Annotated in this window: 11 protein-coding genes and 3 pseudogenes; 5 read left to right on the top strand and 9 right to left on the bottom strand. The window is 60.0% G+C overall.

Features of this window, described 5'->3' with window-relative positions; translation table 11 throughout:
- The first annotated feature begins 278 nt into the window (after positions 1 to 278).
- Entirely contained in the window at positions 279 to 1,190 is a 912-nt protein-coding gene (locus NKH59_RS27420) for a right-handed parallel beta-helix repeat-containing protein (protein WP_353023626.1), read from the top strand.
- 19 nt (positions 1,191 to 1,209) lie between these two features.
- On the opposite strand, the gene NKH59_RS27415 is transcribed toward NKH59_RS27420, so the two are convergent.
- The 8 genes from NKH59_RS27415 to NKH59_RS27380 all read right to left on the bottom strand — a co-directional run bounded on the left by NKH59_RS27415 (position 1,210) and on the right by NKH59_RS27380 (position 11,146).
- Positions 1,210 to 1,614, bottom strand: coding sequence for a recombinase family protein (locus NKH59_RS27415; RefSeq protein WP_352473812.1), 405 nt, complete (start codon positions 1,612 to 1,614; stop codon positions 1,210 to 1,212).
- 105 nt (positions 1,615 to 1,719) lie between these two features.
- On the bottom strand, positions 1,720 to 2,745 hold the full coding sequence (locus tag NKH59_RS27410) for a glycosyltransferase family 4 protein (protein ID WP_352542502.1): 1,026 nt from the start codon (positions 2,743 to 2,745) through the stop codon (positions 1,720 to 1,722).
- Between the two features lie 277 nt (positions 2,746 to 3,022).
- Positions 3,023 to 4,321 (bottom strand): glycosyltransferase family 4 protein, encoded by a 1,299-nt coding sequence (locus NKH59_RS27405; RefSeq protein WP_352473815.1) that lies wholly within the window; start codon positions 4,319 to 4,321, stop codon positions 3,023 to 3,025.
- Entirely contained in the window at positions 4,227 to 5,525 is a 1,299-nt protein-coding gene (locus NKH59_RS27400; protein WP_352981087.1) for a polysaccharide biosynthesis/export family protein, read from the bottom strand. The genes NKH59_RS27405 and NKH59_RS27400 overlap by 95 nt, the downstream gene beginning before the upstream one ends.
- Before the next feature lie 257 nt (positions 5,526 to 5,782).
- Entirely contained in the window at positions 5,783 to 7,144 is a 1,362-nt protein-coding gene (locus NKH59_RS27395) for a hypothetical protein (RefSeq protein WP_353023624.1), read from the bottom strand.
- Positions 7,141 to 8,865, bottom strand: a complete 1,725-nt coding sequence (locus NKH59_RS27390) for a GumC family protein (RefSeq protein WP_352473818.1) — start codon at positions 8,863 to 8,865, stop codon at positions 7,141 to 7,143. Before NKH59_RS27390 ends, NKH59_RS27395 begins: the two co-directional genes overlap by 4 nt.
- Before the next feature lie 10 nt (positions 8,866 to 8,875).
- A complete protein-coding gene (locus NKH59_RS27385) occupies positions 8,876 to 10,195 on the bottom strand; it encodes an oligosaccharide flippase family protein (RefSeq protein ID WP_352473820.1) in 1,320 nt (439 codons plus the stop codon).
- Positions 10,196 to 10,357: 162 nt separating this feature from the next.
- A complete protein-coding gene (locus NKH59_RS27380; RefSeq protein ID WP_353023622.1) occupies positions 10,358 to 11,146 on the bottom strand; it encodes a WecB/TagA/CpsF family glycosyltransferase in 789 nt (262 codons plus the stop codon).
- 271 nt (positions 11,147 to 11,417) lie between these two features.
- Here NKH59_RS27380 and NKH59_RS27375 point away from each other — a divergent pair.
- Positions 11,418 to 11,543: pseudogene (locus NKH59_RS27375) on the top strand (helix-turn-helix domain-containing protein); the annotation flags it as partial.
- Between the two features lie 202 nt (positions 11,544 to 11,745).
- On the opposite strand, the pseudogene NKH59_RS27370 reads toward NKH59_RS27375, so the two are convergent.
- Positions 11,746 to 11,865 (bottom strand): annotated as a pseudogene (locus tag NKH59_RS27370) (bifunctional Delta(1)-pyrroline-2-carboxylate/Delta(1)-piperideine-2-carboxylate reductase); the annotation flags it as partial.
- A gap of 95 nt (positions 11,866 to 11,960) precedes the next feature.
- Here NKH59_RS27370 and tnpA point away from each other — a divergent pair.
- The 3 genes and pseudogenes from tnpA to tnpC all read left to right on the top strand — a co-directional run bounded on the left by tnpA (position 11,961) and on the right by tnpC (position 14,393).
- Positions 11,961 to 12,432: pseudogene (gene tnpA, locus NKH59_RS27365) on the top strand (IS66-like element accessory protein TnpA).
- A complete protein-coding gene (gene tnpB / locus NKH59_RS27360) occupies positions 12,413 to 12,790 on the top strand; it encodes an IS66 family insertion sequence element accessory protein TnpB (protein ID WP_353023620.1) in 378 nt (125 codons plus the stop codon). Before tnpA ends, tnpB begins: the two are co-directional and overlap by 20 nt.
- A 31-nt stretch (positions 12,791 to 12,821) precedes the next feature.
- Positions 12,822 to 14,393: an IS66 family transposase gene (gene tnpC, locus NKH59_RS27355; RefSeq protein WP_353023618.1), complete on the top strand. Its 1,572-nt coding sequence runs from the start codon at positions 12,822 to 12,824 to the stop codon at positions 14,391 to 14,393.
- The last annotated feature ends 102 nt before the right edge of the window (positions 14,394 to 14,495 follow it).

Here is a 14,495-nt window from a genome sequence, read left to right as displayed (position 1 = left end):
GCCGAGAGGTAGGGTTTATCTGCATCGCGTTGGCCACCTCGACGTCTCCGCACAAGCCGAATCGACGTTTGGCACCCGAACTGGGCGGGCTGATAAATTTCATGTTGCGCGGCCGGCAGTCTCTTGAACCCCGGCGCCTTAATCGGCGCCGTCTCCTTGCCGGGCTGCTAGCGCTGCCTGCCTCGGGTGCCGTCGGTGCAGCGGTGCCTCTGGCCCAGGGGCGATCGGGCGATAAATGGTTCGGGGGTGCCGTCTCCCTTGCGCGTCCAAGTGGACCCGTGCTCACGCGCGCGGATGGGCAGATCATTGAAAACCTTGACATTTACGCCCCCTATGGCAACGGGATCACGGCACTCCATCAGGGCGTCATCGTACGCAGCTGCCGCATTCGTCATGCCATGGGCAGCGGAATATACGCCCGCGGAGCCGCCGGAATACGCTTGCAGGATCTCGAGATCGATCATGTCGGCGTTCCCCCGGGGACCGAACCAAGCCAGAACCGCAACAACATAGAGCTGGAAAGCTGCCCCGATGCGATCATCATCCGTGTCAAGGCGTCCCGCGGCTCCTCCAATATCTATGTCTTCGACTGTCCAGGCACCCAGATGAGCTTCCTCGAACTCCACGACGCGCGCGGGCCGTTCCCCCGTGGACAGAATGTGCAGTTCGACCGCTCTCCGGATACCAGCCTGGAAGAATTCTCGGCCGAGAACGGTCCCACCTCCTGGACCGAGGACAACATTTCCGCCTTTCACTCGGATCGCTGTACAATTCGACGTGGACTCGTCTTCTACAACAACAGTCCCACGGGCGCTGGCGTCATGCTGGAGGGAAGCTTCAATTGCCGGGTCGATGAGGTCGATGCCGTTCAACAGGGCAACGGCGCCTTCTCGGCCGTTCCGCAGGGCAAGGTCGGCAGTGGCGGTTGTTCGTTCAACCGCTGCCGGAGCCGGGACACCTACAATGAGCCACGGGACGGCAGGGACGCCCCGACATCCAACGGCCTGTCGTTCCATACCCGGATATCAGAAGGCGCTGAAAAGCACAGTGTTAGGGACTGCTGCGTCTACGCGCTCGCCAGTCCCCGCAACCTCATCTGGCAAAGGGCGGCCGTGCATGCCGGTTGGTCCATCGAGCGCAAGCCATTTGATCCCAGACCGCCATTGCGGCTTGCCTTCAACTGGCAGTGAGCAGAGATCCGATGTGGCCCTATCGACGACGACGCCAAAAGAGAAGCAGGTCTGACAGCATTGACCGCGACGGCGACATCCCAAGCGTCCAGAGAGGCGCTGATGCAAGAATCATGCGTCCCGTCGTCGTGCTCGTATCGATAGGTGTGTCGACGATGCGAAGACCGACATGCTTGCTGCCAAGCCTTTCGATGAGCGCCAGCACTTCGCGGGTTGTGCGCGCAACACGGTACGGCTTCGTGACCGCAATCACGTCTCCTTTCCTGACACATGCGATCGCCCTCTCGAGCTCCGGCGTCGAACCGAATATGCCAGTCTTCTCGCAGAAGAACTTCTCGGCTCCCAAGCGGGCAAGATAAAGCTTTTGCGCCTCCAGCCTGGCAGCGGGTTCGAAGGTGTTGATACGACAGTAGCCGATGATCATCGCAATCCCCAATCGTAAGAAGCTTTCAGCGAGGGTCCAAGGTGCCCGAGGAAGCCGCTGACGATCTGCGAGCCTGAATGCCGCTGCGGCTCGGCAGTCCCTTTGTCATCTCCCATGTCCGCAGAGATCCGCGAGCTCGAGATATTGCTTTGCGACTCCCTGTGCATCGAACCGTCCCACCCACTGGCCGGCACCTGCCGACAAACGCGACCAAAGGTCATCATCGTCCAGCACAGCCTTCAGCGCTGCCGCCATCGCCTCGGCCTGTGGTTCGACCACTGCCCCATTCACGCCATCCGCGAGCAGATCCCGGCTGAGCCTTGAAGACCCGACGATGGGCGTGCCGGTGGCGATCGCCTCCATCACCGTTGCCGAGGCGACAGGGACCGTATAGCGCGTGGGGAAAGCGGCGACGCGAACGCGGCTGTGTAGTTCGCGAACGCGTGCTCCCTCTGCCATCCCGAGAAGGACCACGTGCCCCCGTATCGCTTCAGGAAGAGCGTCGACCGCCTTCGTCACCGGTCGTGTGATGTCACCCGTCAGGTAGAGCCGTACGGAAGGGTCGTTGAGGGCGCCGAATGCCCGGATCGTCGCCTCTGGCACCTTGTAGGGCGACGTGCCGGCATGGAGGATTGCCCGCTCGCGCTCTGCCAGCCCACGAGACGCATATGACTGGCGATCGATGCATTTGGGAATTTTCAGGATTTGGTCGCTTGGCAGCCCAAGATCTCGCACCAGTTCCTCCTGAAGCTCGGTCGTGGAGGCGACGACGTAGTGGCAGCGCCGCATGCTCGCGCGTCGAATGGCTCGCCATACTGCCGCAAGCGGCCCTTTCCGCCTCTCGAGATCGTGAACGACCTGGACGATCGTGCCACGCAGCGGTAGCGGCACCGTCTCGCTGTGGATGACAAGGTCCGGCCGGAACCGATTGATGATACCGATCGCCCGCAGCCATGCCGCGACTGAGGCCGGTCCGGTCAACCGCGTGCGGCTCAATCCGATTATCGGCAACTTGAGGCGAGGCGAAAGAAGTCGCTGGAATTTCGCGCTTTCGAAGGTGCCGACCACGATCTGCACCTGGTGCCCCAGTTCGAGCAACGCCTGGGCAAGTGCCACAATGAAGATGCTCACACCATCAGGTGAATCCAAAGGTTCGCGCCGGGTCAAGACAATGCGCATTCGATCGAACCGTGACAACAGGTGCCTGCGGGCGGCCGCAGCCTCCAGTGGCACCGTGTTTCAGCAATGGAAGCAAAAGAGGACCTCGCCGAAGTATGCGAGGCGGCAGGATCGATCCTCGAGCAAATGGGGAGTACCCCGGCCCGCACTGCGCTTGTTGACGCGTGAAGCTTGGTCTGCCCTATGGGCCGCCCTGGTCGGTTCCTGCCAGCCCATGTTCCGGCCCACCTCACGACACTGCCGCTAAGGCCCGGATCGGGCGCCTGACCAGGGGTTCATAGATGGCCATCAGCCGATTGAAGTTTGCTTCGGGCGTGTACCGCTCCTGATAGGCGGCATAGGCCCTGCCTGCCACTTCCTGCAAGGCAGATCGGTTTGAAAGCGCCCAGCGCACCTGATCGGCCAACGCGCCGGCATTGCCGACAGGAACGACAAGGCCGGTGACGTCTGGCTCAACGACCCCCTTGATCCACGGCAAATCCGTGCAGATGACCGGCAGCCGGCTTGCGAAGGCCTCGATGACGGTCATGGGAAACAATTCATAGCCTTTCGACGGAAAGAGCAGGAATGCTGCAGCCTGCATCTCCTTCAGCACCGTGTCGCGCGACTGACGCCCGAGATATTCCACGCGCTCGCCCGCAGACTGCTCGACGAGCGGAGCCAACGGCCCGTCGCCGATGATCCGCAGCGGATAGTCGATCTCCTTCCACGCCTCGAGCAGCGTGGCCACTCCCTTGTGGTGCTCATCCAGTCGTCCGACGAACAGCCCTCCATTGCGACGAAGGTCACCGAAGATCGGCGGCCTGGCAACCGCATTCGGCTTGACGACGATGCGTTCGGCCGGCAGGCCGCCTTCCACAAGCTTGTGCCTGGCCCAGTCGGTAAGGGCAATGAAGCGGTCGACCTTGCGGGACCAGGTGCCGGCCCGCTTGTGAAACTCGACCATTGCGGCGACGGCGAGCGTGCCCGCCAGGGAATTCCTGTAGACCTTCTTCGGAACAGTCCACCAGCAGGCGTGGCGGAGACTTCGCTCCCGAAGCCTCTCATCGGGATAAAGCAAGGCGCTGGGACAGAGAATCCTGAAATTGTGCAAGGTCATCACTGATGGCACGCCGGCCTCGCGGCACGCATCCAGGATGGAGGGGCTCAGGAGAGGAAAGAAATTGTGGATATGGACGACATCCGGTGAAAATTCCGCCAATTTTCGGGACAGGGTCCGCCGTGAATGAGGGTTGTAGATGACCCCCACGGCGCTAGAAATCTTCCGCGCGACCGACACGATATCGTCATTCGTGGCGGAGAACAGCTCGACGTCGACCCCATTCTGCTTGAGGCACGCGAGCTCCTCCCGAACCACGCTGTCCTCTCCGGCCCTTATCTGGTAGAAATTATGAACCATTAAGACGCGCATCGCAGTCCGCCACGTCCGAATCTCAATTCGGCATCCCGGACGCCGGTGGCGACGACGCGACGGCTCCGGAAAAGTCGACCTTTGGCAAAACGACCTCCACAACGTCGCCGGGCGCAAGCCCGAGATCTTCGCTGCCAGGGAGCGTCTCGGCGCCCTGCTCTCGCTTTCTATGCACTGTTATCTCGGGCCGACCCGCGGCTATCAGCAAGGTGGATTGCGCTTGACCTGTAAGCGCCAGCTTCTGCGCAGTACCCTCAAGACGCGCCGAGGTCTGGGCCAGATTCATATAGGCCTCCTGTAGCTCTCCCAAGGCCGCGATTCGTCGTTCACTGTCGATCTTGTTCATCTGTCTGACATATTCGCCGCGCTGGCGCTCGATGTTCGATGCCTGGACGATCGTATCGAGCAGTTGGGTTGATGACATAAGCGCCGCTCGACGGGCTTCAGATAGGCGCGTGGTCGCCGCCAGGCCCTTCTGAAACAGCGTCCTGACTCTCTCGTAGTCGTCGGTGTCGGCCTGGCTTCCCTCCTCGTCCTTCTTCTTCTTTTCAGACAGGAGCCCCAGTTGCATGTTAGCCTCCTCGACAGCACGTCGCAGAAGCTCCTTGTCCTTTTCACTGTCTGACTGACGAGCTTCGATATGCGCTGTTGCCGTTTGCTTCAATCGTTCGGCGAGCGCCTCAGGCACCGGTGCGTTCTCGACATGTTCGACTTCTTCGCCGAGTTCGGTGCGAAGGCGCCAAATGCGAACCTGTTCCGTTGCGAATTGCGCCCATAGGGCTTTGTACTCGGAACGGAAATCGGCCGCTTCCATGAGCGGATTGGCGATGCGAACCTGGGCAGCGCTGTAGCCACCCGCAACCGCCACAGACTGTCGGACGGTCATACCCGGCCGGAAGATGTACTCTCCCGGCCTGGCCACATCACCATAAACATAGATGGGCCGGTATTCGGCAAGCGAAACGAAGACCTGGTCCGTTTGGATCAGCTGCGTTATTTCACGGCCGTCCTCGGTCCCCCGCCGATAGGGCTTGCTGGCGAGACTGCCGGCGATTATTTCCTGCGCTTGTTGAACGGAAAGGCCGCTGATTTGAACCGCTCCAACCAGCGCCAAGTTCACCTCGCCGTCCACTCCGATCAGCAATCGCTGCCTGAAATCCGGAATACCAGGGACCGATACTTCCAGCGTATCTCCGGGCTTTAGCTTGTAGTCGGCAAGTGCCGCTGTCGGAATCAGAGCGATGGCGCCAGCAAACGAAGCGAGGCGGGTCGAAGCCATGGTCATCGACAGCGCCGACAACAAGGATCTCAACAGCTTCATGGGTCCCCCAACGGGTTGCCCCCGTATCTCTACGGGCGGCTTATTACGGGTTTCTCCGGCGCGGGCGAACCTGCGCAGTGGATGGCCCTATGCTACCAGAAGAGGCATAGCCGAGGCCGAGGCAAAATGGCTGGCTCGCTGGCTCTTTCGAGGCACTCCTGATGGACCGGACCGGCACGGCGCCGCCGCATGAGCGGGCACATCAGTGGACGGCTCCCCTGCTCCTGCCGCGCCAAAATCGTACAACGCGATCCCTTCTACCGAGACCGATAGCCTGCCCTATGTCGGGAGGCCGCATCCATGTTCGTTCCGATGTATGAACAAGCGTAATGCTGCGTTCGATCCGGTTCAACTGGAGGAAGTTCCACAGCCAAGGCCGGAACGCTGGCGCGAAGCGCAATCAAATAGCCGTATGAGAAAGCAATTCCCACAATCTGTAGAGGGCTCTCCAGGGCCGGATTGACGAACATGGCGAGGAAAATCGTGATGAAGACCGTGGACGCATGATTGCGAACACCGCGTGGCAGTCGATTTGGCGGGAAGGCCACCAAAATGGCAGACACGATCAAAATGAAACCAATGACCCCCGTCCGCAATATGGCTTGAAAGAACGAATTGTGAATTCCTGTCGAGAGTACCTCAAGCATTCTGGCATGCGTAATATTATGGGTGTCGGGAAGAAAGGTAATATCCTCGAATCCGGGAAACTCGTATCGCCATCGGACAGATTCCCTCCCAAATCCGATGCCAAACCCGTATGTATCCGCAACGGATACGAGTGCGTCCGAAATGAACGCGAGTCGGATCCCGGAGTTCGGGTCCAGAGCAAAGGTTTGAGGTATGAAGTTGAGCCCGACGGCATAAGCCGAAGTCAGTGCGGTCGCCAAAGCTGCGGCCATCAACCGGCCGGGCACGCCAATCAGAATGACGATCGTCGTGACCGCAAGCACCTTGAACTGAGCCAAGGGGCTGGCGAGGGCTATTCCCAAAAGGAGCAAAATGCCGCCGTATCGGCGCCAGTCGTTCGTCAGAAAGATACCGCCTGCAATGAAAAACACGGCAATGACCATGTTGTTGATCAGCGCACCATAAAGAATCACTATCGCGGCTTGCCCAGATGCGCGCGGATATTGCACGTCCTGCTGAAACATCACCGCCGGCGCGACAACGAGAGACAGGAACAGGAAAACGGGTGCACCAAAAAAGGCATTGCCGCTCATCAGCCTGCGGCGGAAATAAGCCTTGGACGCCCATGCGACGGCGAAGAATCCAGCAATCGGGACGATTTGCCTTGTGACTGCTTCTTGAAGGAAGTGAACCTGCCAGGAATCCGGCATCAGCCTGTATCTGGACAGCAGGGCAATGAAGAGGCAGAAGGCGGTGTAGACCGCGAGCAGACGAGGCGGCACCGTCTGCCGCAGCAAGGCATAGGCCAGACAGACACCGACCGGGACCACTATGAAGAAAAGGCCAAGCAGGCGCAGGGATATTGCGAGGGCGCAGGCCAGCCAAATGCCCGAGAGAAAGAGGGTGTAGTCGAGCACGTCAGGGGAATGGCTGGAAACGAGGTCGACCGGCTTTGAACCCTTCCTGCGTGACAATGTCGCTGGCGAGGTCATGGCCTGTATTCCCGGTTAGGACTGAAAGCCGCACGGTTCATCCTGGTCAAAATTACTGCCGAGAGTTTCTCTGCAGGGATGATGCGCAGGATTCCCTTGAGGTGATCCGCGAAAGTGCGGCGTGCCTGCAACACCAAAAGGACCTCGTTGATGACGCCCATGGCAGCTTCCAGATCAGCGATGCGATCGGTGCTGTGAAAATCAACCACTATACAACTGTATTCTTGCTGCAGATGCTGGAGTGCAGCGGAGATGGAGAGCGAGGCATTCAACTCGGAGATTGACCCGGTGGGCCTGAGAACCAGAACTTCCAGCCCTCCCTGATGCGCGGGAATGATGGCAAACGCCCTTGCGAGCTTGCGACCTGGCTCCGCGTTCACCATTGGCTGGTTCATCGATGGCTTTTGCCAATTGGCATCAATGAGCAGTGTCTTTTGCCCGGTCGCCGCAATGAGCCTTGCGAGATGAACCGCCACCGTGGAGCTTCCGGACTTGGCGAGGGGTGAAGCAACGCCGATTACAAATCCGCCTTGGCGGCCCTGAACTCCGCGCATACGGCTGGCAATTTTGCTCAGCGAGCTGTGAAGCTCGGGAGCGTCCTTTGAGTAGACGGGCTGCAAAGACTGCTCGCATGGCCCCACAACATTCCACCTGCGGCGGGGAATTCTGCGTATCCCTACAATCCGATCAAGGCCGGTCGACCTGTGCACATCCTCGACCGTTATCAGGCGGTGGTTCATTGCTTGCCTGATCAATGCGTGACCAACGCCGGCAACCCCACCGGCCATAACGGAGAGGGCTACCATCAGGACGGGTGGCGGCCAACTGCGTTGGCGAGGCGGTTCGGCCGCGGTGATGACCCTTGCGCTCGGGATCAGCGACGAGGCGCTAAAATCGGAGAGGGTCCGCTGCAGAAGGGCATTGTAAAGCGAGCGATAAACCTCGGCCGCGCTCTGCTGCTCGCGGAAAAGGACTCTTGCCCTCTCCGCAGATTCAGGGTCCGATTGGAGTTCCTTCAGTGATTCGGTCACAAAAGCCTTTTCCCGAAGTTCCGCCAGCCGCTTGTGCAGATCAGATGCTTCTTCCGCGCCAGCCGCCTGCCTGCGCTCGCGCTGATTTCCGATGTAACCGTCGGCGATCGCGTTCGCGAGCATGGCGGAGAACTGAGGATCGGAAGAGGTGACCCCGATCTCGACGGCGCTGGAGGAACCCATCTGAAGAACGGAAAACGCGCGCCTCACAAGGACCATCGCCTCATCCCGAATATTTGGCTCCGCCGTCGGCAGTTCGGTGCCGAAGTGAGACGCCAATTGGCCCTGCACATAGCTGGATATCCGGGTGCGCAAGCTGTCGTCCGTCACAAACTCTTCGTCTTCCGCTAAGCCAGTGTGGTCAACAACACGTCCGACGACTTCGTCCGACTGAATGACCTGTATCTGGCTCTCTACATAGACCCTCTCATCCGCCTGAGCTTCGCCCGGTTGCGGAGCGGGCGGAGATGAAAGGAGGATCGTCGCATAAGCGCTGTAATATCCAGGCGAAAGGACTGTATATGCGCCGCCGACACCAAGGCTTACAACCATCCAGAGGAGGCAAAGGCGCCAACTGCTTCGAATAAATCTCAAGATGTCTTTCACGGTCAGCTCGTCGCGATCCTTGGGAGGTATCTGCTGGTGAGGCGACCCGGACGGCTGAACGACGAAGTGATCGGTGGCGAACATACAGACTCTCCTACGACTGGAAACGATCGGCCTCGTGCTCCAACGGCGCGGATTGGGACGCCGGGGGATGTGCTCGCACCCGGCCTGCGTCGCAAGCCGCCGCCGTGCGAAGGACTGCCGCTCCGCCAATGAGGAAGAAGCCGGCTGAAACCACCAGCACGACGACTTCCTTCGCCACCATCGCGTAAACAATGGCTTGCTCCGCCATGACGAAAGACAAAGAATATGCGGCCACCAGGAATACTAGCAGACCGGCTGCATTAAGGGCCGCCCATTCGTTTTCATATCCGTAACTAAACATAAATACATTTGATGTGAATGTATTTATATTCATAAGAAATGGTATGATTGCCATCGCACGCACTATAGGTGTCGCTCCTGAAAATTTATCTCCAAACAGAATCAAAATTATGTATGGAGCAATAAAGAACATTCCAATACTCATCGCCGCCCCGCCCGCTACGGTGAATAGTGATCTTCTTATCAATCGAACCCCGGCAGCCGGATCGACATGAGCGTAGTATGAAACCCTCGGTATGAAAGTATCCATAAGCAACTTGAAAAATACTCTCGAGGCTAACAGAAACTTTTCGGCGACAGAATATTGCCCGGCTGCGACATAGCCTGCGAAATGCTGGACAAGGGCAACAGGGAGGGTGACGAGGGCAGTCTCCACGGCTATGAAAAGGCATCCCCTCCAGCCATTGCGCAGCTGCATTCCAATCGTCGAAAGCGTGACGGACCTGAAGCCGCCGAACCCAATGGGAAGGATGAAAGGTAAGCAGATGACGCCACTGACGACGGGAACTGCGCTCTGGATGGCAACGGCGAGTGCGACCTGGTCAGGTGATGCGACCATGGCGACGAAACAGACGAGCGCCAGAACGCGAGCAACAACCACGGCGACGGCCGCCTGCCAGGCGCGTTCAAGGCCGACGAAGAGCCATGCCGGAAAAATAATGCCGCCGGCGGCCGAGAGCATCGCGCACAGGAATGTCGGCCTACTGAGCGCCAGCACGTCGCCGGCCAGCACAAGGCCCACCAGGCATACGGCAATGAACAGCACTGCCTTGGTGGCCATGACCTGAGCAACCAGGGACGCGATCGCCGCCGGCTCGTATCGGAGGGAAGCTACCCTGCGCTGCGCCGTCCAATGAAATCCATAGGCCACAACGACGGCAGCGAGTTGTCCGATGGCGAGCGCATACGCGTAGCGCCCGAAACTCATGGGTCCGAGGACACGCCCGGCATAGGGCAAGATGATCAGCGGCTGCAGGACGTCGGTGACATGCAGGACAGCCAGACTGGCGGCCTGTTTGCTCAGGGTCATGGTAGCCTCCAGTCAGGTGCCTGTCGAGGCAATGCAAACCACCCAGTCCAGATATGGCAGCGCCGCCTCCCAGAAGCAGCGCCAAAGAACAGCCGGCCGTGAAGAAGTTGGCGCAGATCGGCAATACGGCGGTCCAAGTGTGTTCACTGGTTCCGCCTCCCTCTAACCGTCACGAAGTCTGCGCCTGGGAAGCAGCGTTGCCTGCAACAAAGCCAGGATGAACAGGCTGTTCGTCACGAGATACCTGCTCGCCAGCCGGCGGGGATCCTGGAAGAGCCGGTGCAGCCATTCCAGCCCGCTCTTCTGCATCCATTGCGGCGCCCGTTTGACGTCTCCGGCGTGGAAATCGAAAGCTGCTCCTACCCCTAACATGACCGCATTGATCCGGCCGCGATGCGCCTGCATCCAGCTTTCCTGCTTGGGACATCCGAGCCCCACCCACATGATCCTCGCACCGGACTGATTGATCATTCCGACCACTGCCTCATCCTCCTCGGCCGACAGAGGGCGGGGCGGAGGTGAGTAAGAGCCCACGATGTTTATGCCGGCAAACTCGGTTCGAATGCACTGTTCGAGACGCTGGAGAGTGCCCGGGCTGCCGCCGTACAGGAACATTGCCGAGCCCAGTTCCGATGCCCTCCGGCAACAAATCCACATCAGGTCCGGTCCGGCGATGCGCGGCTGATCCACGTGTCCCTGCCGTCTCAGCATCCAGGCCACCGGCGCTCCATCGGGCGCGACAAGATCGGCGCTATCCATCGCTTCGGCATGGGCGCGATTGCGGCGGGCGGTGACGACACTGTGGGCATTGCACAGGAAAACCGTTCGGCTCTCCCGCCGCAGGGCCCAGTCGAAGACGCAGTTGACTGCCTGCGCCAAGCCCAGCGCGTGCACGGGTACCCCAAGCACTTGCTCGCGCACCACTCCCTGATCGATCGCGAGCTCTGTCATGCCACCCTCGATTGCTGCAATGGTGAGCCATCATCACAGCGTGCGGGCACTTCGAGTGCAAATGCTATTCCGAACGGGAAGCTGGCGGGCGGCGCTCATCGGAGGTACTTAAAAGGAATATCCGAATATCCTGTCCGAACCGGTGTGGTGCACCCCGATTCTGAGACACGAAAAGGGTAACAGTTCTCCATTCGTTAAGGAGAGCTGATGAGGAGAGAAGAACCCGGGGCGGCGGTTCAGTGGCGAATTCAAGAGAGCGGCGGTGTAACGCATGGCTGCGGGCGCCAATATGAGCAAGTTGGCGCGGGAGCTCGGCATCTCTGGCAAGGGTCTCTATCGCTGGCAGAAGCAGTTTCGTGCAGGCGGGCCAGCAGCTCTGCGCGGTCGCATGGGTCCGCCGCGAGCGGTACGCCGGCTAGGTGAGGCGGACGACCCGGGCGGTGCAGCGCCGGCATTGCCGTCGGAAGCGCTTGACGAGCTTTCGAAGGCATTGGCTCGGATCGGCGAACTGGAGCGTCTCGTCGGGTATCCGGTTCAAAGCGTTACCCATCTATCAACTTGTTCTCTCCGTGCTGCCGAAAGAGCGCATGGAAGGAGCGGCCCGTCGCGCCGTCGAGCAGGAGGTAAAGCCCCATCACCGCGGGTTTGCCTACGCCATTGTTGTCGGGCGACACCGTGACGAGCTTGACGCCGATATGGCCATGTGCCGACGTGTCAGCTGTACGGAGAACAGTAAGCGCGAATTTCCCCGCACCTTTTGCTGTTGAGTGCTCTGATGCATGAGGTGTCCACCAAAATAGGTGGACACCTTGTGATGGAAGAAGATGAGCAGAAACTGCGGGTGAGGCTTGTCGGTCGGGGGGCGACGCCGATACGACCCGGCATCGAAGGACCGTCTTGTCTCGGCCTGTCTTGAGCCTGGCGTGTCGGTATCGAGGCTTGCGCTCGAACATGGGGTCAATGCGAACCTTCTTCGGAAGTGGATAAAGAAGCGGGCGGAGACCCAGTCCCTCCCACAGCCCCCACCATCGGCGTTCATCCCGGTTCAGATTGAACGCACTTCCGATCGGGCCTTGCTGCGACAGAGCAGCATGGCTGCGGTGGATTTGCCGGGGACTTGCGATGGGGCACGTAGGTCGGCATCGAAAAGGACAGCGCCTTTTTCCTCTCCAGCCAAGGTGAGCGCGTCGCTGCCGAACGGCGTGAAGTTGACGCTGGAATGCGGTGATGTGGATGCGTTGACGGCGACCATCGGAGCACTGGGTCATGTTCAGACTGGGCGCTGACCTGAAAGTTTACCTGCACCGCGAGCCGATCGACTTCCGGGCCGGCATCAACAGCCTTGCGGTTCTGGTCCAAGAGACGATGGCGCTCGATCCGTTTGCTCCGGCGGTTTTTGCGTTCTGCAATCGCCGTCGCGACCGGATGAAGCTCCTGTTCTTCGATCGGTCGGGCTTTGTGCTGGTCCTGAAGCGGCTGACCGAGGACAAGTTCCGGTGGCCGCGCCGGGAGGCAGCGGTGGTCACGCTTACGCCCGAGCAATTGCACTGGATCCTCGACGGCATCGACATCGATGCGATTGGTCCGCCATCCGGTGCGGCAATATCAGGTTGCGGGTTGAGGGCTCTCGAATTGAGCGGTTGACGCGGCGGCATGCTTTCGATTCAAGAATCTGATGAATCGACCCGGCGAACCGACTGTTGAAGCGTTGATGGCGCGTATTGCTGCGCTGCAGGCGCAGAACCGTCAACTCACCGAACGCGTCGTCAAACTCGAGGAAGAGCTGGCGCTTGCACGACTGCATCGTTTTGCGCCGCGCAGTGAAAAGCACATTGACCGCCTCTTCAATGAAGCCGAACAGGCCGCGGATGAGGACGCCGCCGACAACGAAGATGGCGACGTCGTTGTCCTGCCGGACACGGGCTTGCCGGCGAGCGAAGGGGCGACGGGAAAGAAGCGCGGCCGCAAGGCCTTGCCGGAAAACCTGCCGCGCGAGCGCGTCGAGTATGACCTTCCCGACGATCAGAAGGCTTGTCCTTGCTGCCGTCACCAGATGCATCGCATGGGCGAGGCCGTTACCGAGCAACTTCATATCGAGGTGAAAGCGAAGGTCCTGCAGAATGTGCGGTTCAAGTATGCTTGCCGTCATTGTGAGCGTACCGGCATCAACACGCCGGTCGTGACCGCGCCGATGCCCGCGCAACCCTTGCCGGGCAGCATCGCCACGGCTTCGACGCTGGCCTTCGCGCTCGTTCACAAATACGTCGACGGCACACCGCTCTACCGCCTGGCGCAGGCCTTCGAGCGCGCGGGCGTTCCTGTCAGCCGTGGCGCTCTGGGTCACTGGGTGATCGGCTCGAGCGAAAAGCATCTCGCCCGCATCTATGAGGTGCTGAAGCTGCGGCTCAGATCGCAGCCCCTCATTCATGGCGACGAGACCACGGTCCAGGTGCTGAAGGAAATGGACAGAGAGGCCACCAGCACCTCGTACATGTGGGCATACCGGAGCGGCCACGACAGTGACGAGCCGATCGTGCTGCTCGATTATCAGCCGGGTCGCGGCCAGATACACCCGCAGACCTTCTTGGGCGATTACCGCGGCATCGTGATGAGTGACGGTTATTCCGCCTGGCGCACGCTGGAAGGGGCAACGCATCTTGGCTGCATGGCCCATTCCAGGCGGCGCTTCGTCGATGCCCTAAAGGCGAGGAAGAAAGGCGGCGGCCCGCCGGAACAGGCACTCCGGTTCTTCGAACAGCTCTATCGGGTTGAAAGGCAGGCGCGGAACGAAATCCCCGATGACGGCGAAACGCGAGATGACTGCATTCGCCGCTTCCGCCAGCAACATAGTGTCCCGATCCTCCAGGCTCTCAAGGCATGGCTCGACGACATCGCCCCAAAAGTCTTGCCGGACAGCAAGCTCGGCGACGCCGTCTCCTACACCCTGAACCAATGGGGATATCTGACTCGTTACACCGAGGACGGCAGCATGCCGATCGACAACAATCTTCTCGAGCGTGACATCAGAATCTTTGCCACTGGCCGGAAAAGTTGGCTGTTCAGCGATACCGTCGACGGAGCCAGGGCCAGCGCCGTCATCTACAGCCTGATGTTGACCTGCCGCGCCTGTGGCGTCGAGCCGTTAGCGTGGCTGCGCCACGTCCTCACTGAACTACCTCAACGCAACGAGGACGCTGATATCTACGATCTGCTGCCCTTCAACTTCGCCAAAGCAACAGCAGTCTGATCAGACCAGATACCGTTCCCAATTCGAAGGCCATCCGTCGAAAGCGCCGGCGTCAACGTGCAGGGAAAATCGCGCTTACGGAGAACAAGGGATATTCCTTTT

Origin of the sequence: Mesorhizobium sp. M0998 (assembly GCF_040318885.1) — a bacterium.
In the GTDB taxonomy this organism is placed as follows: Bacteria; Pseudomonadota; Alphaproteobacteria; order Rhizobiales; family Rhizobiaceae; genus Mesorhizobium.
Note: the sequence above shows the minus strand (reverse complement) of the source record. Positions and strands in the feature narration are given on the sequence as shown.

Bases quoted from the DNA above. Each gene is read 5' to 3' on its own strand.
- tnpC (WP_353023618.1), top strand. From the start codon at position 12,822: ATGAATCGACCCGGCGAACCGACTGTTGAAGCGTTGATGGCGCGTATT.
- NKH59_RS27380 (WP_353023622.1), bottom strand. From the start codon at position 11,146: ATGACAGAGCTCGCGATCGATCAGGGAGTGGTGCGCGAGCAAGTGCTT.
- NKH59_RS27395 (WP_353023624.1), bottom strand. From the start codon at position 7,144: ATGACCTCGCCAGCGACATTGTCACGCAGGAAGGGTTCAAAGCCGGTC.
- NKH59_RS27390 (WP_352473818.1), bottom strand. From the start codon at position 8,865: ATGTTCGCCACCGATCACTTCGTCGTTCAGCCGTCCGGGTCGCCTCAC.
- NKH59_RS27385 (WP_352473820.1), bottom strand. From the start codon at position 10,195: ATGACCCTGAGCAAACAGGCCGCCAGTCTGGCTGTCCTGCATGTCACC.
- tnpB (WP_353023620.1), top strand. From the start codon at position 12,413: ATGTTCAGACTGGGCGCTGACCTGAAAGTTTACCTGCACCGCGAGCCG.
- NKH59_RS27400 (WP_352981087.1), bottom strand. From the start codon at position 5,525: ATGAAGCTGTTGAGATCCTTGTTGTCGGCGCTGTCGATGACCATGGCT.
- NKH59_RS27415 (WP_352473812.1), bottom strand. From the start codon at position 1,614: ATGATCATCGGCTACTGTCGTATCAACACCTTCGAACCCGCTGCCAGG.